This is a genomic window from Sediminibacter sp. Hel_I_10, assembly GCF_000688335.1.
Lineage (GTDB): Bacteria > Bacteroidota > Bacteroidia > Flavobacteriales > Flavobacteriaceae > Psychroserpens.
Window position 1 is genome coordinate 1,261,600 of sequence record NZ_JHZX01000001.1, and the last position, 19,878, is coordinate 1,281,477.

Annotated in this window: 29 protein-coding genes; 3 read left to right on the forward strand and 26 right to left on the reverse strand. The window is 37.4% G+C overall.

All coding sequences use genetic code 11. The features are described 5' to 3' along the window. Window positions 1-2: 2 nt before the first annotated feature. The 21 genes from rplR to rpsL all read right to left on the reverse strand — a co-directional run bounded on the left by rplR (window position 3) and on the right by rpsL (window position 11,252). Window positions 3-359: a 50S ribosomal protein L18 gene (gene rplR / locus P176_RS0105660; protein ID WP_026753789.1), complete on the reverse strand. Its 357-nt coding sequence runs from the start codon at window positions 357-359 to the stop codon at window positions 3-5. Between the two features lie 10 nt (window positions 360-369). Next, the gene (rplF, locus tag P176_RS0105665) at window positions 370-912 is read right to left on the reverse strand and encodes a 50S ribosomal protein L6 (RefSeq protein ID WP_026753790.1); all 543 of its coding nucleotides are present in this window, start codon (window positions 910-912) and stop codon (window positions 370-372) included. Window positions 913-930: 18 nt separating this feature from the next. After that, entirely contained in the window at window positions 931-1,329 is a 399-nt protein-coding gene (gene rpsH / locus P176_RS0105670; protein WP_026753791.1) for a 30S ribosomal protein S8, read from the reverse strand. A 117-nt stretch (window positions 1,330-1,446) separates the two neighbouring features. Continuing rightward, window positions 1,447-1,716 (reverse strand): 30S ribosomal protein S14, encoded by a 270-nt coding sequence (gene rpsN / locus P176_RS0105675; protein ID WP_026753792.1) that lies wholly within the window; start codon window positions 1,714-1,716, stop codon window positions 1,447-1,449. Between the two features lie 3 nt (window positions 1,717-1,719). Next, window positions 1,720-2,271, reverse strand: coding sequence for a 50S ribosomal protein L5 (rplE, locus tag P176_RS0105680; protein ID WP_026753793.1), 552 nt, complete (start codon window positions 2,269-2,271; stop codon window positions 1,720-1,722). A 2-nt stretch (window positions 2,272-2,273) separates the two neighbouring features. Beyond that, window positions 2,274-2,585: a 50S ribosomal protein L24 gene (rplX, locus tag P176_RS0105685; RefSeq protein ID WP_026753794.1), complete on the reverse strand. Its 312-nt coding sequence runs from the start codon at window positions 2,583-2,585 to the stop codon at window positions 2,274-2,276. 11 nt (window positions 2,586-2,596) lie between these two features. Beyond that, on the reverse strand, window positions 2,597-2,965 hold the full coding sequence (gene rplN, locus P176_RS0105690) for a 50S ribosomal protein L14 (protein WP_026753795.1): 369 nt from the start codon (window positions 2,963-2,965) through the stop codon (window positions 2,597-2,599). Between the two features lie 2 nt (window positions 2,966-2,967). Further along, window positions 2,968-3,225 (reverse strand): 30S ribosomal protein S17, encoded by a 258-nt coding sequence (gene rpsQ, locus P176_RS0105695; RefSeq protein ID WP_026753796.1) that lies wholly within the window; start codon window positions 3,223-3,225, stop codon window positions 2,968-2,970. 18 nt (window positions 3,226-3,243) lie between these two features. Beyond that, complete coding sequence (rpmC, locus tag P176_RS0105700) at window positions 3,244-3,435, reverse strand: 50S ribosomal protein L29 (protein ID WP_026753797.1); 192 nt, start codon at window positions 3,433-3,435, stop codon at window positions 3,244-3,246. Window positions 3,436-3,446: 11 nt separating this feature from the next. Continuing rightward, window positions 3,447-3,866 carry a 50S ribosomal protein L16 gene (rplP, locus tag P176_RS0105705; RefSeq protein ID WP_026753798.1) on the reverse strand — a complete coding sequence of 140 codons (420 nt, stop codon included), beginning with the start codon at window positions 3,864-3,866 and terminating at the stop codon, window positions 3,447-3,449. An 18-nt stretch (window positions 3,867-3,884) separates the two neighbouring features. Further along, window positions 3,885-4,607, reverse strand: coding sequence for a 30S ribosomal protein S3 (gene rpsC, locus P176_RS0105710; protein ID WP_026753799.1), 723 nt, complete (start codon window positions 4,605-4,607; stop codon window positions 3,885-3,887). 8 nt (window positions 4,608-4,615) lie between these two features. Next, window positions 4,616-5,023, reverse strand: coding sequence for a 50S ribosomal protein L22 (gene rplV, locus P176_RS0105715; RefSeq protein ID WP_026753800.1), 408 nt, complete (start codon window positions 5,021-5,023; stop codon window positions 4,616-4,618). A 6-nt stretch (window positions 5,024-5,029) separates the two neighbouring features. After that, complete coding sequence (gene rpsS, locus P176_RS0105720) at window positions 5,030-5,308, reverse strand: 30S ribosomal protein S19 (protein ID WP_026753801.1); 279 nt, start codon at window positions 5,306-5,308, stop codon at window positions 5,030-5,032. Window positions 5,309-5,318: 10 nt separating this feature from the next. Further along, the gene (gene rplB / locus P176_RS0105725; RefSeq protein ID WP_026753802.1) at window positions 5,319-6,146 is read right to left on the reverse strand and encodes a 50S ribosomal protein L2; all 828 of its coding nucleotides are present in this window, start codon (window positions 6,144-6,146) and stop codon (window positions 5,319-5,321) included. A gap of 17 nt (window positions 6,147-6,163) precedes the next feature. Next, window positions 6,164-6,448, reverse strand: coding sequence for a 50S ribosomal protein L23 (gene rplW / locus P176_RS0105730; protein WP_026753803.1), 285 nt, complete (start codon window positions 6,446-6,448; stop codon window positions 6,164-6,166). A gap of 5 nt (window positions 6,449-6,453) precedes the next feature. Beyond that, complete coding sequence (gene rplD, locus P176_RS0105735) at window positions 6,454-7,083, reverse strand: 50S ribosomal protein L4 (RefSeq protein WP_026753804.1); 630 nt, start codon at window positions 7,081-7,083, stop codon at window positions 6,454-6,456. Further along, entirely contained in the window at window positions 7,083-7,700 is a 618-nt protein-coding gene (gene rplC / locus P176_RS0105740; protein ID WP_026753805.1) for a 50S ribosomal protein L3, read from the reverse strand. The genes rplD and rplC overlap by 1 nt, the downstream gene beginning before the upstream one ends. 194 nt (window positions 7,701-7,894) lie before the next feature. Next, window positions 7,895-8,200 (reverse strand): 30S ribosomal protein S10, encoded by a 306-nt coding sequence (rpsJ, locus tag P176_RS0105745; RefSeq protein ID WP_026753806.1) that lies wholly within the window; start codon window positions 8,198-8,200, stop codon window positions 7,895-7,897. A 12-nt stretch (window positions 8,201-8,212) separates the two neighbouring features. Beyond that, entirely contained in the window at window positions 8,213-10,342 is a 2,130-nt protein-coding gene (gene fusA / locus P176_RS0105750; RefSeq protein WP_026753807.1) for an elongation factor G, read from the reverse strand. A 5-nt stretch (window positions 10,343-10,347) separates the two neighbouring features. Further along, window positions 10,348-10,824, reverse strand: a complete 477-nt coding sequence (rpsG, locus tag P176_RS0105755; protein ID WP_026753808.1) for a 30S ribosomal protein S7 — start codon at window positions 10,822-10,824, stop codon at window positions 10,348-10,350. A gap of 53 nt (window positions 10,825-10,877) precedes the next feature. Further along, entirely contained in the window at window positions 10,878-11,252 is a 375-nt protein-coding gene (gene rpsL / locus P176_RS0105760; RefSeq protein ID WP_010181934.1) for a 30S ribosomal protein S12, read from the reverse strand. A gap of 249 nt (window positions 11,253-11,501) precedes the next feature. Here rpsL and P176_RS0105765 point away from each other — a divergent pair, with 249 nt between their 5' ends. Both P176_RS0105765 and rlmB read left to right on the forward strand, forming a co-directional pair. Further along, on the forward strand, window positions 11,502-13,118 hold the full coding sequence (locus tag P176_RS0105765) for a POTRA domain-containing protein (protein ID WP_231481198.1): 1,617 nt from the start codon (window positions 11,502-11,504) through the stop codon (window positions 13,116-13,118). A gap of 53 nt (window positions 13,119-13,171) precedes the next feature. Further along, the gene (rlmB, locus tag P176_RS0105770) at window positions 13,172-13,906 is read left to right on the forward strand and encodes a 23S rRNA (guanosine(2251)-2'-O)-methyltransferase RlmB (protein ID WP_026753810.1); all 735 of its coding nucleotides are present in this window, start codon (window positions 13,172-13,174) and stop codon (window positions 13,904-13,906) included. Here the strand turns inward: rlmB and P176_RS0105775 are convergent. Further along, window positions 13,903-14,646, reverse strand: a complete 744-nt coding sequence (locus P176_RS0105775; protein WP_026753811.1) for a rhomboid family intramembrane serine protease — start codon at window positions 14,644-14,646, stop codon at window positions 13,903-13,905. The two genes, rlmB and P176_RS0105775, sit on opposite strands and share 4 nt — an antisense overlap. Window positions 14,647-14,735: 89 nt before the next feature. Here P176_RS0105775 and P176_RS0105780 point away from each other — a divergent pair, with 89 nt between their 5' ends. Then, window positions 14,736-16,016, forward strand: a complete 1,281-nt coding sequence (locus P176_RS0105780; RefSeq protein ID WP_026753812.1) for a replication-associated recombination protein A — start codon at window positions 14,736-14,738, stop codon at window positions 16,014-16,016. Between the two features lie 58 nt (window positions 16,017-16,074). Here the strand turns inward: P176_RS0105780 and P176_RS0105785 are convergent, their stop codons facing one another. The 4 genes from P176_RS0105785 to radC all read right to left on the reverse strand — a co-directional run bounded on the left by P176_RS0105785 (window position 16,075) and on the right by radC (window position 19,871). Beyond that, entirely contained in the window at window positions 16,075-16,965 is an 891-nt protein-coding gene (locus P176_RS0105785) for a hypothetical protein (RefSeq protein ID WP_026753813.1), read from the reverse strand. Between the two features lie 75 nt (window positions 16,966-17,040). Then, window positions 17,041-17,730, reverse strand: a complete 690-nt coding sequence (locus P176_RS0105790; protein WP_026753814.1) for a YjjG family noncanonical pyrimidine nucleotidase — start codon at window positions 17,728-17,730, stop codon at window positions 17,041-17,043. Between the two features lie 10 nt (window positions 17,731-17,740). Beyond that, on the reverse strand, window positions 17,741-19,060 hold the full coding sequence (locus P176_RS0105795) for a polysaccharide deacetylase family protein (protein WP_026753815.1): 1,320 nt from the start codon (window positions 19,058-19,060) through the stop codon (window positions 17,741-17,743). A gap of 112 nt (window positions 19,061-19,172) precedes the next feature. Next, window positions 19,173-19,871 carry a DNA repair protein RadC gene (radC, locus tag P176_RS0105800; RefSeq protein WP_026753816.1) on the reverse strand — a complete coding sequence of 233 codons (699 nt, stop codon included), beginning with the start codon at window positions 19,869-19,871 and terminating at the stop codon, window positions 19,173-19,175. Window positions 19,872-19,878: the final 7 nt, after the last annotated feature.

A 19,878-nucleotide genomic window follows, 5' to 3' on the forward strand; every position in this document is an offset into this window, starting at 1 on the left:
TCTTAGAATTTAAGTCCGCCTTCTCTTGCGCCTTCAGCTAATGATTTTACTCTACCGTGGTATTGGTACCCTCCTCTATCAAAAGAAATTGTATCAACACCAGCTTTTGAAGCTCTCTCAGCAACAGTCTTACCGACTAGGGTAGCTATTTCTGATTTGGTTCCTTTCTCTGAAGCAATGTCTTTATCTCTTGAAGATGCTGATGCTAATGTTTTACCAGTAACGTCATCTACAATTTGAGCATAAATTTCTTTATTACTTCTATATACAGCTAAGCGTGGTCTTGCCTCTGTTCCAGAGACAACCTTGCGGATTCTGCTTTTTATTCTTAATCTTTTTTCGTTCTTTGTTAATGCCATGACTAATTTTTTAAGCTGATTTACCTGCTTTTCTTCTTAATATTTCACCAACAAACTTGATCCCTTTTCCTTTGTAAGGTTCTGGTCTTCTAAAACCACGTATCTTGGCAGCTACCTGTCCTACTAATTGTTTATCGTGAGAAGTTAACTTCACTATTGGGTTTTTACCTTTTTCAGTAATGGTCTCGATATTGACTTCTGGAGCAATGTCCAAAACAATATTATGAGAGAATCCTAAAGCCAAATCCAATTTTTGTCCTTGGTTTGAGGCTCTATAACCTACACCAACCAACTCTAATTTCTTTGTCCAACCATTAGATACACCTTCAATCATGTTATCCATCAAAGATCTATAAAGACCATGCTTAGCCTTTTGCTCTTTAGTGTCTGCTGATCGAGTGACCCAAATGCTGCCATCCTCTACTTTGATCTTAACGGTATCGAAGTTTTGAGTTAATTCTCCTAACTTTCCTTTAACCGTGACCGTATTATCTTTTACATCTACTGTAACGCCCTCTGGGATCGCTACTGGATTGTTTCCTATTCTTGACATGTTCTTCCTGCTTTAAAATTAGTAAACGTAACAAAGTACTTCGCCACCAACATTATCTCTCTGTGCTTGCTTTCCTGTAATCACGCCATGTGATGTAGAAACGATAGCTATTCCAAGACCATTTAGTATTCTTGGCATCTCGTTAGCACTAGCATACTTACGTAAACCTGGTTTACTGATTCTCTGGATTTTCTTGATAACAGACTCTTTGGTCTCTTTGTTATACTTTAAGGCAATTTTGATGGTGCCTTGAGCCGTTGAGTCATCAAATTTATAACTTAGGATATAGCCCTGATCGAACAATATCTTAGTCATTTCCTTTTTTAAATTAGATGCAGGAATTTCTACAACCCTATGGTTGGCCTTCACTGCATTTCTGATTCTTGTTAAGAAATCAGCAATTGGATCTGTATACATTTATATTAATTTGCGGATGTGGTTTTCGATCTCGAACCGTCGAGAACAAACCTTCAACCAATTTATACGTTTTTGAAGTGCAACGATCTGCACTTTTGGGATGCGTTTAACCGCAATTTACCAAGATGCTTTTTTAACACCTGGTATTAATCCTTGATTTGCCATTTGACGAAACATAACTCTAGAAAGTCCAAAGGTTCTCATGTAACCTTTTGGTCTTCCAGTTAATTTACATCTATTGTGTTGACGAACTGGAGAGGCGTTTTTTGGTAGCTTTTGTAATGCTTCATAGTCACCAGCTTCTTTTAAAGCCTTGCGCTTTTCAGCATATTTAGCAACAGTTTTCGCTCTCTTCACCTCGCGGGCTTTCATTGATTCTTTAGCCATATCTTAGTTCTTTTGAAATGGTAAACCCATTTCAGTTAATAACGATTTTGCTTCTTTGTCAGTCGCCGCAGAAGTTACAAAGCTAATGTCCATCCCGCTAATTCTATTGATTTTATCAATATTCATTTCTGGGAAAATAATTTGCTCTGTAATACCTAAGTTGTAATTTCCTCTACCGTCAAAACCAGTGGCTTTGATTCCGCTAAAGTCTCTTACATTAGGCAATGCAGTTGTAACTAAACGATCTAAAAATTCGTACATGCGTTCTCCTCTTAAGGTAACTCTTGCACCAATTGGCATACCTTTACGTAATTTAAAGGTTGCTACATCTTTCTTAGATATAGTTGCCACAGCTTTTTGACCAGTAATTGCAGTTAATTCATCAACCGCATGATCAACAAGTTTTTTATCGGCAACAGCAGCTCCAACTCCTCTAGATAAAACAATCTTTTTGAGTTTAGGAACTTCCATGACGTTTTTATATCCGAATTCTTCTGTAAGAGCAGAAACAACTTTGTCCTTGTACTCTTGTTTTAATCTTGGAATATAAGCCATAACTATATTACTTCATTTGATTTCTTAGAAAATCTTACTTTCTTGTCATCCTCCATTCTATAACCAACTCTTGTTGTTTCACCTTTAGCGGTTAACAACGATAAATTAGATACGTGGATTGATGCTTCTTTCTCAACAATACCACCTTGAGGATTTTGTGCGCTAGGTTTGGTATGTTTTTTTACCATATTAACACCCTCTACGATGGCTCTGTTCTTATCTGTAAGTACCTTTACAACTTTACCTTCAGATCCTTTATGATCTCCAGCAATAACTTGTACAGTATCTCCTGATTTAATTTTATACTTTGTCATTTTATTAGTCATTAAAGCACCTCTGGTGCCAATGATACAATTTTCATGAATTGCTTATCACGAAGTTCTCTAGCCACTGGTCCAAAAACACGTGTGCCTCTCATCTCTCCTGTTGGATTTAAAAGAACACATGCATTGTCATCAAATCTGATGTAAGAACCATCTGGTCTTCTCACTTCTTTCTTGGTACGTACAACAACTGCTGTTGATACTGCTCCCTTTTTGATGTTTCCATTAGGTGTAGCATCTTTTACCGACACTACAATTTTATCTCCTATAGAAGCGTAACGCTTTTTAGTACCACCCAAAACACGAATGGTCAATACTTCTTTAGCTCCTGTGTTATCGGCAACTTTTAGCCTTGATTCTTGTTGTAACATAATTACTTAGCTCTTTCTATGATTTCTACTAATCTCCAACACTTGGATTTACTTAAAGGTCGTGTTTCCATGATCTTTACCATATCACCAATGTTACAATCGTTTGTTTCGTCATGAGCAACATATTTCTTTGTCTTCAAAACGAACTTTCCGTACATAGGATGTTTTACCTTTTTAGTTTCAGAAACCACAATGGATTTCATCATTTTGTTACTGGTAACAACTCCTATTCGCTCTTTTCTTAAGTTTCTTTTTTCCATCTTTCAGCCAGAATACAATTATTGTATTTCTCTTTTAGTTAATTCTGTCGCAATTCTTGCTACTGAACGTCTAACGTTTCGTAATTGAATTGGATTATCCAAAGGGGATACGGCATGTGCCATTTTTAGGTCTGCGTAACTCTTTTTAGTGTCGGCAAGTTGTTCCTGCAATTCAGACACAGATAGCTTTTTAATTTCTGCTTGCTTCATAATTATTAATATTAAGCTTCGTAATCTCGAGCTATTAAAAACTTAGTTTTTACTGGTAATTTCTGAGCCGCCAAACGAAGTGCTTCTTTTGCAACTTCAATAGGCACACCACCAACTTCAAAGATGATTCTACCTGGCTTAACAACAGCTACCCAATATTCTACTGCACCTTTACCTTTACCCATACGTACCTCTAGAGGCTTCTTGGTAATTGGCTTGTCTGGAAACACTTTGATCCAAAGTTGACCTTCTCTTTTCATGAATCGCGTTGCGGCGATACGAGCGGCTTCAATTTGACGTGATGTCAAAAAGTTTGAGTCTAGTGATTTTATACCAAACATACCATAAGACAACATGTGCCCTCTTCCGGTATTTCCTTTCATACGTCCTTTCTGGACCTTACGAAATTTTGTTCTTTTTGGTTGTAACATTTTTTTTGTCTTTAAAAATTACTTTCTACGGCGTGACTTGTTGTTTCCACCGCGTCCTCCTGCTGGTTTTCCACCTTGTTTCTTAGACAAGCCTACCAATGGAGAAAGTTCTCTTTTACCGTATACTTCACCTTTCATGATCCATACCTTTATACCTAATCTACCATAGGTTGTATGTGCTTCTACCAATGCATAATCGATATCAGCTCTAAAAGTAGATAATGGAATACGGCCTTCTTTGTAGTGCTCGTTACGTGCCATTTCAGCACCATTTAAACGACCACTGATTTGAATCTTGATTCCCTCTGCATTCATTCTTATAGCTGCTGCGATTGCCATTTTAATCGCTCTTCTATAAGAGATACGGTTTTCAATTTGACGCGCTACACTAGATGCAACTAAAAATGCGTCAAGCTCAGGTCTCTTGATTTCAAAGATGTTCAATTGAACCTCTTTACCAGTAATTTTCTTAAGCTCTTCTTTTAACTTGTCTACCTCTTGGCCACCTTTACCGATAATAATACCAGGTCTAGCAGTAGTGATAGTAACGGTTACAAGTTTAAGCGTACGCTCAATAATTACCCTTGATACACTTGCTTTAAATAAACGAGCATGGATATACTTTCTGATTTTATCATCCTCGGCCAATTTATCTCCATAATCATTTCCACCGTACCAGTTGGATTCCCATCCTCTGATAATTCCTAAACGATTTCCGATTGGATTTGTCTTTTGTCCCATATCTCTACTTAAGCTTGAGTGTTATTTTTAGCTCCAATCACGACGGTTACGTGATTTGAACGTTTTCTAATTCTGTGTGCACGACCTTGAGGTGCTGGGCGCAATCTTTTTAACATTGAACCACCATCAACTCTGATCTCTTGTACAAATAAAGCTGCATCTTCAATAGTTGCATCTTCATTTTTAGCTTGCCAGTTAGCAATTGCAGATAACAATAACTTTTCTAGACGACGAGATGCTTCTTTAGAACTAAATCTTAAGATCTGAAGTGCTGTCTCTGCTTCTTTCCCACGTACCAAATCTGCGACTAAACGCATTTTTCTTGGTGAGGTAGGACAGTTATTCAACTTTGCAAAAGCAATTTTCTTTCTGTCTTCCTTAATAGCGTCTGCCATTTGTTTTTTACGACTTCCCATAGCTTACTATTTTTTTCCTTTATTTTTTGCACCAGCGTGGCCTCTAAAAGAACGCGTTGGTGAAAATTCTCCTAACTTGTGACCTACCATGTTTTCAGTTACATAAACCGGTACAAACTGACGACCGTTGTGAACTGCAATCGTTTGTCCAACAAATTCTGGTGAAATCATAGAGGCTCTAGACCACGTTTTGATTACCGTCTTTTTGTTTGAAGCTACATTCTCTGCAACTTTCTTATCTAATTTATAATGGATGTAAGGTCCTTTTTTTAATGAACGTGCCATATGATTTCAATTATTTCTTTCTACGTTCTACGATATATTTGTTACTAGCTTTAGTCTTAGAACGTGTTCTATAACCTTTAGCTGGAATGCCATTTCTTGATCTTGGGTGTCCTCCAGAAGATTTACCTTCACCACCACCCATTGGGTGATCGACTGGGTTCATCACTACTGGTCTAACTCTTGGTCTTCTTCCTAACCATCTAGAACGTCCTGCTTTACCAGAAACCGTTAATTGATGATCTGAATTTGAAACCACACCTACTGTAGCCATACATTCTGCAAGGATCAAGCGTGTCTCGCCAGAAGGAAGTTTTACCGAAGCAAACTTACCATCTCTAGCCATTAACTGAGCAAATGCTCCTGCGCTTCTTGCCATTACAGCACCTTGACCTGGACGTAATTCTATACAGGAAATGATTGTTCCAAAAGGAATTTGACTTAAAGGCATTGCATTTCCTATTTCAGGAGCTATACCTTCTCTACCAGAAACTACATTCTGCCCAACTTGTAAACCATTTTGCGCAATAATGTAACGCTTCTCACCATCTTGATAATTCAATAAAGCAATGAACGCTGTTCTGTTTGGATCGTATTGTATAGAGCTCACTTCTCCAGGAATCCCAGATTTATCTCTCTTGAAATCAATAATACGGTACCTTCTTTTATGACCTCCACCTAATTGGCGTATGGTCATTTTTCCTTGACTGTTTCTACCACCAGATCTTTTATTCGGAACGAGCAAGCTCTTCTCCGGCTTATCAGTAGTGATGGCGTCAAATCCATTTACTACTCTAAAACGCTGAGCTGATGTGATTGGTTTTAATTTTCTTACTGACATTGTCTTAGTCTAAATTTTTAACTATATAAATCAATAGTATCACCTTCCGCCAGTTGTACAATTGCCTTTTTAACAGCATTTGTTTTACCATGTTGCACACCTGTTTTTGTAAAACGGGTACTACGATCTGGACGGACATTCATTGTGCGAACCTTTTCAACAGAAACACCATAAGCTGCCTCAACAGCTTTTTTGATTTCCACCTTGTTCGCCTTCGTATTTACCTGAAACGTGAAACAGTTATTTAATTCACTGTTTGCTGTAGCTTTCTCGGTAATTATAGGTTTAATTAAGATACTCATGGTTTCTATTTACTTAAATTCGATTCTATTCCTTCTAAAGAACCCTCTAAAAGGACAATTTTGTTTGCATTTAAAATTTTATAAGTGCTTAGTTCTGAATTCATTATGACTTCAGACCCCTTAAAATTGCGTGATGACAAATATACATTATTATTTGACGCTCCCAACACAAATAAAGATTTTTTATCTTGAATATCAAGTGCTTTCAAAAGCGCAGTGAAATTTTTGGTCTTTGGCGCATCAAAATTGATGTCTTCCAAAATCACCACAGAATTTTCATTTGCTTTCATACTCAAAGCAGATTTACGTGCCAAGCGCTTTAAATTCTTATTCAATTTGAAGCTGTAATTTCTTGGTCTTGGTCCAAACATACGACCACCACCTTTAAATACACCAGACTTGATACTACCTGCTCTCGCCGTACCTGTACCTTTCTGTTTCTTGATCTTACGCGTACTACCAGAGATCTCTGCTCTTTCCTTAGACTTGTGAGTTCCTTGACGTTGATTTGCCAAGTACTGCTTCACATCTAAATAAACCGCATGATTGTTAGGTTCAATAGCGAACACATCGTTAGAAAGCTCTGCTTGTCTACCTGTGTCTTTTCCGTTGATATCTAAAACTGCTATTTTCATTATTTCTGAATAATTACATAAGAGTTTTTATGTCCTGGAACACAACCTTTAACCACAATTAAGTTCTTTTCTGGAACTACTTTGTAGACTCTTAAATTTTCAACATTCACTCTCACGTCTCCCATTTGACCGGCCATTTTCATTCCCTTAAATACTCTTGCAGGATATGAAGCCGCACCAATAGAACCTGGAGCTCTTAAACGGTTGTGCTGACCATGCGTTGCTTGACCAACTCCACCAAATCCATGACGTTTTACAACACCTTGGAAACCTTTACCTTTAGAAGTACCAGCAATATCAACAAACTCACCTTCAATAAAGTGATCTACTGTGATAGCATCTCCTAGTTTGTAATCTCCTTCAAATCCTTGGAACTCAACGACTTTTCTCTTAACAGAAGTACCAGCTTTTTTGGCGTGGCCAAGTTCAGCTTTAGTAGCACTTTTTTCTGTCTTGTCATCGAAACCAAGTTGAAGGGCTTTGTACCCGTCGACCTCTTCGGTTCTGACTTGGGTAACGATACATGGTCCAGCTTCGATTACTGTACATGGAATGTTTTTTCCATTTTCATCGAAGATGCTGGTCATACCGATTTTTTTTCCTATTAACCCAGACATATTGATTATTGATTTACGATCTCCACTCTCTGGTTTCAACTACTGAAACCTTCAACTTTCAATCCATTGTTATTAATTACTTATTCAAAAAAATTCAGGGCCAAAATACTTCAACCCTGAATGTATTTTTACCGTTTTTCCCGCGACCGCATCGGTGGGACATGTACTTTAACTACGCTCGGCAGTCAATCTAATTAGACCTTAATTTCTACTTCAACGCCACTTGGCAATTCAAGCTTCATCAACGCGTCAATAGTTTTAGAAGATGAAGAGTAGATATCAAGTAACCTCTTATATGAGCTTAATTGAAATTGCTCTCTAGACTTCTTATTAACGTGCGGAGAACGCAAGACCGTAAAGATCTTTTTATGTGTTGGCAACGGGATTGGACCTGTTACTACAGCACCAGTACTTTTTACTGTTTTCACGATTTTATCAGCAGACTTGTCAACTAAATTATAATCGTAAGACTTTAATTTTATTCTTATTTTCTGACTCATATTCTTTTAGTTTTAAGCTTCTACGCCTTTTGCTGCTTTGATAACTTCTTCTGAAATATTTGATGGAGTTTCAGCATAGTGTGAAAATTCCATTGTAGATGTTGCACGTCCTGAAGACAATGTTCTTAATGTAGTTACATAACCGAACATTTCAGATAAAGGCACAGTTGCTTTTACAGTTTTTGCTCCAGCTCTATCACCCATGTGACTCACTTGACCTCTCCTTCTGTTTAAGTCACCAACAATATCACCCATGTTTTCTTCAGGTGTAATAACCTCAAGTTTCATGATTGGTTCCATAATTACTGCTTTAGCAGCTTTAGCTGAATTCTTAAATCCAAGCTTCGCAGCCAACTCAAAAGATAATTGATCTGAATCCACATCGTGATAAGAACCATCCAATAAAGTTACCTTCATTGCATCTACTTCATATCCTGCTAAAGGACCATTGACCATTGCCATTTTGAAACCTTTCTCAATAGAAGGGATAAATTCTTTAGGTACGTTTCCACCTTTAATTTCAGAAACAAACTCTAATCCCAATTTACCTTCTTCTGCAGGCTCTAATCTAAATACGATATCAGCAAACTTACCACGACCACCAGATTGTTTCTTATAAACTTCTCTATGATCTGCAGCTCTTGTGATAGATTCTTTATACTCTACTTGTGGCTGTCCTTGGTTAACCTCTACCTTAAATTCTCTACGTAAACGGTCAACAATAATATCTAAGTGAAGCTCACCCATTCCAGAAATAATAGTCTGGCCAGAAGCTTCATCTGTTCTTGCTGTAAACGTTGGATCTTCTTCTGCCAATTTAGACAACGCCATACCCAATTTATCTACATCTGCCTTAGTTTTAGGCTCTACTGCAATACCAATTACTGGATCAGGAAAGTCCATAGACTCCAATACAATAGGATGTTTCTCATCACTCATGGTATCACCAGTCTTGATGTCTTTAAATCCTACAGCTGCTCCAATATCTCCCGCTTCGATAAAATCAATAGCGTTTTGCTTGTTAGAGTGCATTTGATAGATACGAGAAATACGCTCTTTTTTACCTGAACGGTTGTTCAAAATATAAGAACCTGCATCTAGTCTACCAGAATATGCTCTAAAAAATGCCAAACGACCTACGAAAGGATCTGTTGCAATTTTAAATGCTAATGCTGCAAACGGCTCATCAACGTGAGGCTTACGCAACTCTTCTTTATCTGTATCTGGGTTAATCCCAATAATACCTTCTTTATCAGTAGGTGCTGGTAAATATCTACAAACAGCATCTAATAAAAACTGTACCCCTTTATTTTTAAAGGCAGAACCACAAATCATAGGTATGATAGCCATATCCATAACTGCCGCTCTTAGTGCAGCGTGTACTTCTTCTTCTGTAATAGAGTCTTCATCTTCCATGAATTTCTCAAGAAGATTTTCATCGTATCCAGCTACCTCTTCAATTAATAAAGCTCTATATTTTTTAGCTTCGGCTTTCAATTCCTCTGGAATTTCAATAACATCAAAAGTTGCCCCTTGAGTATCATCATGCCAAACGATTGCTCTGTTCTTAACTAAGTCAATAATACCTTTAAAATCAACTTCGTCGCCAATGTTCAATACAATTGGCACCGCGTTAGACTTCAACATATCTTTAACTTGTTGACAAACTGCCAAAAAGTTAGACCCTTGACGGTCCATTTTATTTACAAAACCAATTCTTGGTACTTTATAATTATCGGCAAGTCTCCAGTTCGTTTCAGATTGTGGCTCAACACCATCAACTGCACTAAACAAGAATACTAAACCATCTAGTACACGTAATGAACGATTTACCTCTACAGTAAAATCTACGTGACCAGGAGTATCAATAATATTGAAATGGTAATCTTTTGTTTCTGGTAATGGCTCGGCATTTTCCATAGGAAACTTCCAAGTACAAGTTGTTGCAGCAGAAGTAATTGTAATACCTCTTTCTTGCTCTTGCTCCATCCAGTCCATTGTTGCTGCACCATCGTGAACCTCACCAATTTTGTGAGACACTCCAGTGTAGAACAAAATACGCTCTGTAGTGGTTGTTTTCCCTGCGTCAATATGCGCAGCAATCCCTATATTTCTTGTGTATTTTAAATCTCTTTGTGCCATTTCAATTAAAATCTAAAGTGTGAGAATGCTTTATTTGCTTCTGCCATTTTATGCGTATCCATACGCTTTTTAACAGCTGCGCCTTCTTCTTTAGCTGCTGCAATAATTTCAGCTGCTAATTTTTGAGGCATAGATTTTTCATTTCTTTTTCTTGAATAACTAATCAACCATTTCATAGCGGTTGATACCTTACGGTCTGGACGAATCTGCATTGGAATTTGGAACGTTGCACCACCAACACGACGACTACGTACTTCTACGTGAGGCATCACATTTGATAAAGCATCTTTCCAGATCTCTAAAGCTGTTTTTTCTTCGTCAGTGTTTTTTGAATCTACAATATCAATTGCATCATAGAATACTTTAAAAGCGACAGACTTCTTACCATCCCACATCATCATGTTCACAAAACGTGTCACCAACTGATCGTTAAAACGTGGATCCGGCAAAAGCGGTCTCTTTTTTGCTGCTCTTTTTCTCATGTCTTCTGTTTAATTTTTGCCGTTAGCTTTTGGCTATTAGCTTATTGCTTAAATTACTTCTTAGGGCGTTTTGCACCATATTTAGATCTACGTTGCGTTCTACCTGCGACACCTGCGGTATCTAAGGCACCACGAACAATGTGATATCTAACTCCTGGCAAATCTTTTACCCTTCCACCTCTAACCAATACTATCGAGTGCTCTTGTAGGTTGTGACCCTCTCCACCGATGTATGCGTTTACTTCTTTTCCGTTTGTTAAACGAACCCTTGCCACCTTTCTCATTGCTGAGTTAGGTTTTTTAGGTGTCGTTGTATAAACACGAGTACACACACCACGTCTTTGAGGACACGAATCTAAAGCAGCCGATTTACTCTTCTTGGTTATTTTGGCTCTTCCTTTTCGTACTAATTGTGAAATTGTTGGCATATATTTCTATATAAATTTTATTTAACCCTCGCTTTAGAGGGCTGCAAAGGTAGAAATAAATATCTATTTTTCAAACGTAACTCAATTAATTTTATGCACTTGAGTGAAATATTTTTAAAACAGCATATTTTAAGTTCCTAATTTGCGTTAATATTGAAGAATCTTTTTTTATTAATGACCAAGCAGCCTATTATCATATTAACGTTCATCATTTTTTGGTTTAGTCATCAAAGTGGCTACTCTCAAGACTTGAAACTCATAATACATGGTGCATCACAATTAGAAACCAAGACCATTGATTCCTTAGGCTACACCAACTCCTTTAGTGATTATCAATCCTTAAAGTCTGAAGTTTCGAACATGGGCGACCAACTTACAGGAATTGGATATATTGAAAGTCGTCTCATTTCCGTAGAAAAACAAAATGACAGCACGTTTTTAGCTGAATACCAACTGAAACAAAAATTCCATACAGTAGATATCTATAACAAGGAGATGGTGCCTTCGGAAATCTTAAAACGGATTGGCGCCAGAATAGAAACAGATCACTTCTCAATCCCAATAAGTACACTTGAAAAAAGTCTGAACACCATTAATTCTGAAATGGCAAACATGGGAGATCCTTTTTCAAAACTCCAACTCACCAACATTACCAAAAACGAAGATTTTACGCTTAATGCCTATTTGACCATTTCTCAAACAGAAAAACGGACTATTGATAAAATCATAATCAAGGGCTACGAGAAATTCCCAAAGTCCTATTTGAAGCATTATTTAAAAATTAAGACCGGTCAAGCGTTCAACCTAAAAAAAATTAGGGAAAAAACTGAAGACCTCGACAACCTACAATTTGCAAATGTGATTAGGCAACCCGAAGTGCTCTTTTCAAAAGATTCAACCTTATTATATGTATACATCGAGAAAAACAGGAGCAACACCTTTGACGGGTTTTTAGGTTTTGGAACTAATGAAACTACTAATAAGATTGAGTTTGATGGATACCTTGATTTAAACCTTACTAACAATCTCAATTATGGAGAATCGCTTCGTTTACTATATAAAAGTGATGAAAATGATCAAGTGACTTTTGACGGAAATCTCAAGATGCCCTTTTTATTTGGAACGCCTCTAGGTGTGGAGGTGAACTTAAACATCTTCAAAAAAGACTCTACTTTCCTTAATGTGTCACAACTGGCCAAACTCAACTACCAAATCAATTCTAGAAGTATGGTTGGGGTGGGAATTGACTCTGAAATTTCTACAGAGCTGCTCGATGTTTCCACATTCAATATTAACGATTATGAGTCTAAGAGCTATTTTGGGAATTTTCAATACCTCAAGCGCCAAAATAAAAATGTGTTGTTTCCAATCAATTTTCTATTTGATATGACCGCGGGATTTGGCAAAAGAACTTTTGAGGACATTGAAGACGATCAAATACAATTTCAAGTGGAAAGCTTTAAAATATTCAACCTAAATCCGCGCAATAGTATTTTTACAAGACTCACGGCACAGTATTTATCTTCAAACAGCTATTTAGAAAACGAATTGCCCAGATTTGGAGGGATCAATTCCATTCGTGGTTTTGAAGAAAACAGCCTTTTGGCGAACCTTTATGGTGTTCTCAACACGGAATATAGATACAAACTTAACAACTCCATCTATGTCCACTCTGTTATTGACGCTGCTTATTTTGAGAATATAAACACGGATCAGCGCGGAAAACTCTTCGGTTTTGGCTTTGGATTTGGGTTATTGACTCAAGCAGGCCTGTTTAAATTCAATTATACCAGCGGTAAAACAGAAAATCAAACCTTTCGGCTCTCTGACTCGAAGATCCATTTAAGTTTAACGGCTTTATTCTGAAATCTAAATAACTTGGGTTGACCTGAAAAACAATTTTTATCTACCTTTACCTCATGGAAAAAGAAACCACCATTTTCGGAATTAGAGCCGTTATTGAAGCCATTAAATCTGGCGAAAACATAGACAAAATCTTCTTGCAAAAAGGGCTTAAAGGAGAACTATTCTCTGAACTGGAGCAACTACTAAAGAAAGAACGTCTTAACACATCCCACGTTCCTATTGAAAAGCTAAACAGGCTCACAAAGAAAAACCATCAGGGTGTGGTTGCTCAAATCGCACCTATTGCTTTTTACGATTTAGACGAACTCGTCATGTCTGTTATAGAATCTGGTAAAACGCCTTTATTTCTATTGTTAGATCAATTGAGTGATGTGCGCAACTTTGGCGCTATTATTCGTACAGCAGAATGCACGGGAGTTTCAGGAATTATTATACAAAAGAAAGGTGGTGCTCCAGTTAATGGTGATACCATCAAAACAAGTGCTGGCGCCATTTTTAAAATACCGATTTGTAAGGTAGACCATATTAAGGACGCGGTATTCCATATGCAAGCTTCTGGCATAAAAGTAATAGCTGCTACAGAAAAGTCAGACGATATGCTCTACGATGTCTCTTTTAAAGAGCCTTGCGCTATCATCATGGGCTCTGAAGGCAAAGGTATCAACCCTTCGGTATTAAGTGTAGTCGATGAGAAAGCAAAATTACCTATTCTTGGTGAGATTGAATCTTTAAATGTCTCTGTAGCCTGCGGTGCATTTTTGTATGAAGCGGTAAGACAGCGTCGCTAATCTTTGTTTTCTTTAAAGGTATAATTAATGTGTAAATTATCATCTGTGGAGCTGGAGTCTTCCTCGGTTTCGGCTTCTAAATTTTCAATGAAATTGCCGTCTTTATCAAAATGTCTTAAAAAAGGATCGTTCTCCTCATTGTAAGTGGGTTCTTGCCAAACATAACGTTCTGGCTTTGCGATGGACTTTCTGAATATAATGGCGAACACCAACCCAGAGATAAGTCCGCCCAAATGGCCTTCCCAAGACATGCCCTCCTTTACGGGAAAGGCATACCATATTAGACTTCCGTAGAGAAAAATAATCATTAGTGATAAGGCCACTAAACGGTAATGCTTTGCAAACACGCCCTTAAAAAACATAAAGCTCACCAATACATAAACCAATCCACTAGCCCCAATATGATTGGCAGGTCTTCCAATGATCCAAGTGATAAGACCAGAAAGTAAAATACCGTACAGTAAAATTTTCCAAGCAATTTTTCGGTAGAAATAGAATAAAGCTACCGACAAAATAAATAAAGGAATACTATTATGGTACAGATGCTCGATATCTGAATGTATAAATGGGCTTGTAAAAATACCAATCAAACCCTCGAGCTTCTGCGGATAAACACCAAAATGCTTAATGGATGGCAAAAACCGAACTTGTGCCCAAAACACTAACCATAGTGTCAAAACAAAGCATACAGGGTAAGCAATGACGCTTGTGGAATATCTAAAATGTTGCGATTCTTGCATGCTCTAAATTTACAATCATGATAACAAATAACTCACCACTTTAGTAAGATATGAAATATTGTCACATGCCTTTTTTGTAATTTTGCGCAATGAGCACACCTTTAGCAGAACGTTTACGCCCCACAACCCTTGATGAGTATTTAAGCCAGAGCCATCTCATTGGTGAAAAAGGCATTTTAAGACAGCAGTTAGACCAAGGTGTTATTGGCTCTATGATTTTTTGGGGACCGCCAGGAACCGGAAAAACAACCTTGGCCACAATTATTGCCAATACCTCCAAGCGACCCTTTTACACCTTGAGTGCCATCAACTCTGGTGTAAAGGATATTAGAGATGTTATTGACAAAGCGAAACAGAGCGGCGGCTTATTTACCACCAAAAACCCCATTTTGTTTATTGACGAGATTCATCGATTCAGTAAATCGCAACAGGATTCTTTATTACAAGCTGTAGAAAAAGGTTGGGTCACTCTAATAGGGGCTACTACCGAAAACCCAAGTTTTGAGGTTATCCCTGCCCTACTCTCCCGTTGCCAAGTCTACACCCTAAACTCTTTTGATAAAAAAGACTTAAACGCACTTCTGGATCGTGCTATTAAAGAAGATAAAATACTTGCAGAGCTCGACATTGAATTAAAAGAAACAGAAGCCTTAATTCGGTTTTCTGGTGGCGATGGCAGAAAGCTACTCAACCTCTTTGAACTGATTGTTTCCTCTTTTCCCAAAGAGCAATCGATTATAATTACCAATGAAGCGGTTGAAAAACGCATTCAAGGCAACACCATACGCTATGATAAAACAGGCGAACAGCATTATGATATCATTTCTGCCTTTATTAAGTCTATTAGAGGCAGCGATCCTAATGCAGCTGTCTATTGGTTAGCACGAATGATTGAGGGCGGAGAAGACGTGAAATTTATTGCCAGAAGACTATTGATTTTGGCAAGTGAAGACATTGGCAATGCCAATCCTACAGCTTTAGTTATCGCCAACAATACCTTTCAAGCGGTAGCCGTTATAGGCAATCCAGAATCACGCATCATCTTGAGCCAATGTGTAACCTATTTAGCCACATCTCCTAAAAGCAACGCTGCTTATGAAGCTATCGGAAGAGCGCAGCAATTGGTAAAATCTACAGGAAATTTATCGGTACCACTATCACTAAGAAATGCGCCTACCAAATTAATGAAAGAATTAGGCTATGGTGACAATTACCGCTATGCACATAGTTATGAAAATAATTTTGTGCCCCACGAGTTTTTACCCGACGAAATTAAAAGTACCAAGCTTTACGAACCAGGTAATAATAGTAGAGAAAATGCTCAGCGCGATTTTTTAAAATCCCGTTGGAAAGATAAATATGGCTACTAATTTTCTTTGTCGAACGTAATGAAGGACTTCAGATCTGCCTTTAACCGAACAAATTGAATTAAAACTTTAAGTTGATCATTTCTTGCTTTGGTGTGCCTCCATTTGGTGTCTCGTAGATCCAGTTGCCATCTTTTTTATAAACTAAGGCGTCCTTTCCTTCAACTTTAAAAACATCTGTTAAACTTGTTTTTAATAAAAACATCACTTTTTTTGGTTCTGTATCTACCACTTGAAAACCATTTTCCATAGGCTGTGCATATAGAGCACCTTTAAAACTCACGTCTTCGTCTTTAACAGCGCTTAGCTTGACCTGATCAGCAGATTTTGATTCTGCTATAGTTTCCTTTGCTACAGCCACTTTTTCAACGGCATTCTCTTGAGATTTTTTTAAAGTCTCCACCTCTTGTTTTAAGCGTTCAATTTCCTGCTGGGCATTGGTGTTTTTAGGATCAGAAACTTTCTTGGGCTCATTATTGGCGACTGAAATTTCATTATCTACGATAGTGCCATCGGGTTGATACTCGTAGTCAAAATATTGAAAGGTTTTAAAAGCCTCTCTCAATCCGACGTTATATGCTTTTTCGTATTCCTTGATTCGGGTTTCACCTACCTCTGATTCAGCAATAATATGATCATTGCAATCCAATAGCTTGATTTGCATTTTTGTTTTTAAAAAGCCACCTTTTACTTCATCTACATTTGCAGTAAGTGCTAAACAACGATTTGCATTTAAATCAGCCGGATAATCCTCATCGCTCATAAACGCAGTATAACCGTACTTATTAAATAGAAACTTTGCTAAAGAGTTGATTTGATATTGATCTTTAGATTTCAAAAAATCAAATTTAGTGGGGATGATAATGTATTTGTAATTGTTTATGGCTTCTTGCGCCATAGTTGCAAAACAGCAACTTAAAACAAAGACAATGGTGATGCTTACTTTTTTCATGCTATGAGTTCATTAATCCTGTAAAGGTATGGATTGAAATTTAAAAATTCTTCTTGATTTTAGATGATGATCTGCTTAGAGGTAACGTTTCAAGTCGGCTAAAGTATCTACCTTTTTAATACCTTCTTTAGGATTGACTTTATGATAATTAAACAAAATAACATCTAAGCCGACATCTAAGGCCCCTAAAATATCGGCCTCATAGTTATCTCCAATCATCATACTCTCTTCAGGTTTAGCTTTTGCTAAGTCTAAAGCGTAATTAAAGATAATAGGGTTTGGTTTTTTAACACCTGCCAGTTCAGCGTTGGTGATTGTCTTAAAATAATTTGAGATTTTTGCACCGTCCATCTTTTTTTGTTGCGCCTCATCAAAACCATTGGTGATGATATGCAATTGATAGCGCTTACTCAAATCTTCCAAGAGCTCCACAGTACCCTCAAAAAGATGATTAAATGTGCTGAGATGCGTAATATAATCTTCAGATAAGGTATTGATCAATTCAGTAGAAACCTCTACGCCTACTGCGTCAAACGTATCTTTAAGCCGCTTATATCTTAAATTCTCTTTATCAATCTTCTCATCTCTATAGAGTTTCCAATAGCTGAGATTGATTGGCGCATACTGATTTATAAATTCATCATGATCAATGGCAACGCCATGTAAATCAAAAATTTTCTTGAAAGTCAATGCTGAGTTTCTATCAAAATCCCAAAGGGTATGATCTAAATCGAAGAATATGTGTTTTATGTGCTGTAATTTCATGTCGTAATTATTAACCAATGTTTGTCTCTTGTGCTCCTTTGGAAGAATCAAGTATTTGGGTAAATAGTTTTCTAAAGCCCTTCCATTGCGGCTCATTTCCGAAGGCATAATTATGAAATACCGGCATAAAGGTGCCGTTTACATTTTTAACCTCCATAATAAGACGTTGCAAAGCTTCTGTTTTATCTAACTGCGATTGGTATCTCAAAAGGGAATGATCTATACAATGAAATGAGTTGATAAGTAAAGGCGTTTGTATCTCATAATCCAGATCATAAAATAGAAATGGCGTACATGTGCCGGCCCTAAATCCCATATAGTTGAGATAACCCATTGTAAAATCTTCCTTTATTTCTAGTTCAATGAGATTTCTGTAGGAATTGGGTAAATTAATCTTTGAAAAAGAATTTCTAGTCGAGTGCAGTTCATAGTTAATGATGGCCTCCATTTTCTTCTTTTCCTTTTTCAATATAGAGCTATCATCTAGTGCAAAATAAGACACCTTTAATCCAACCGTACAGTAATCTGCTATAGATTTAATGAGCGATACAAAGCTCCTCCTATTCACGCTAATATTTTTATCGAAAGTGGAGAAATCCCCAATCAGAAAAAAAACGGTGAACTTAAACTTGTATTGTTTTTGTTTATTAATAATCCATTTGAAGGTGTCATAAGGATCTTTCTTAAAACCAAACAACACTAAAAAGCGTTGAGACAATCTTTTAAGTCTTAATTGCGACAGCTCTTTAATGGTGCCTCCCAAAACCCGCATCAACCCCTTATGCTTAATCAAATAAGCCACAGGCACATCAATCACCGGCTTTACGGAGTACGTGCGCTCTGGAAATGTAAAGTCCTCAAACTTATCTGCCAAAAGAGTTTTTAATCGGTATGCCCATATATCAACAACAGGCTGATGCAGAAAGCCTTCTTTATAAGCCAAGCTTTCGGTTGCGGTAAATCTTCCATAATCATCTTGAACATGTGGCAAATACTCTTCATAACGGCTCAATAGATAAAAGGCTGCCGCAAAAATATCATAGGGTAAGGCACTTTTATCTCCTGTGGTAAAAAAACATTTGGTACCCTCCCAATCCTGTACATTGACCTCAACGTCAGATAGCCCCTGTTCAAAAAGCAATTCATGGTTTCTAATAAAAATCTCGCTACTCAAAGGCTGTTTGGTATACGACATTTTCATACTATCATGAGCAATAAACTCTTCAATAGTGGTAGTGAAGCTTACAGGAATACCCAGAATTCTCGTGCATAAATGCTTAAAGGTAAAACGTAACCTTGGTGTGATCTTATGGGTATAAACTAAAAGCATTCTTTATATTTCTGAAACCGTTTACCATATCAAAATTGCAAAAAGCATTTGTTTTGAAAATTCGAATGCCACATGACATTTCGAATTTGGCAATCAGTGTGAGGATTAGTATTTATAAAATGGATTCGTCTGCAAAGCTAAAATACGCTTTCTCGGTAACGATGATATGATCTAGAACTTTTATATCCAAACTTTGGGCGGCCAGTTTTAGCTTTTGGGTAATATCTTTATCGGCAGTACTTGGTTTTAAAGTCCCAGAGGGATGGTTATGCACCAGAATAAGCCCTAGCGCGCCAAACTCAAGTGCTGTTTTAAGCACTAAGCGCACATCGACTAAAGTACCTGTAATCCCACCTTTACTTAATTGATTTTTCTGAATGATCTTATTGGAATTATTGAGATAAATAATCCAAAATTCTTCATGAGGCAACTCGCCAATAATAGGCTGCATGATGTCATAGACAGACTGACTTGAAGAAATCTTCTTTTTCTCGACAAAACCCTCTCCTCGACGTCTTCGCCCCAACTCCATAGCGGCAGCTATAGAAATTGCCTTCGCCTCTCCTATACCCTTAAAGGTCATAAGTTGTTTTAAGGATAGTTTACCGAGCGTATTGAGATTGTTATCGACACTGGCCAAAATTCGCTGACTCAACGCCACTGCACTTTCAAATTTATTCCCAGAGCCTAATAGAATAGCAAGCAACTCCGCATCACTAAGAACCATTTTACCCTTGTCTCTTAGCTTCTCACGCGGCCGGTCGTCCTGTGACCAATTCTTTATAGATAGCGAAACCGGTTTTTCTGTCATCTTATAA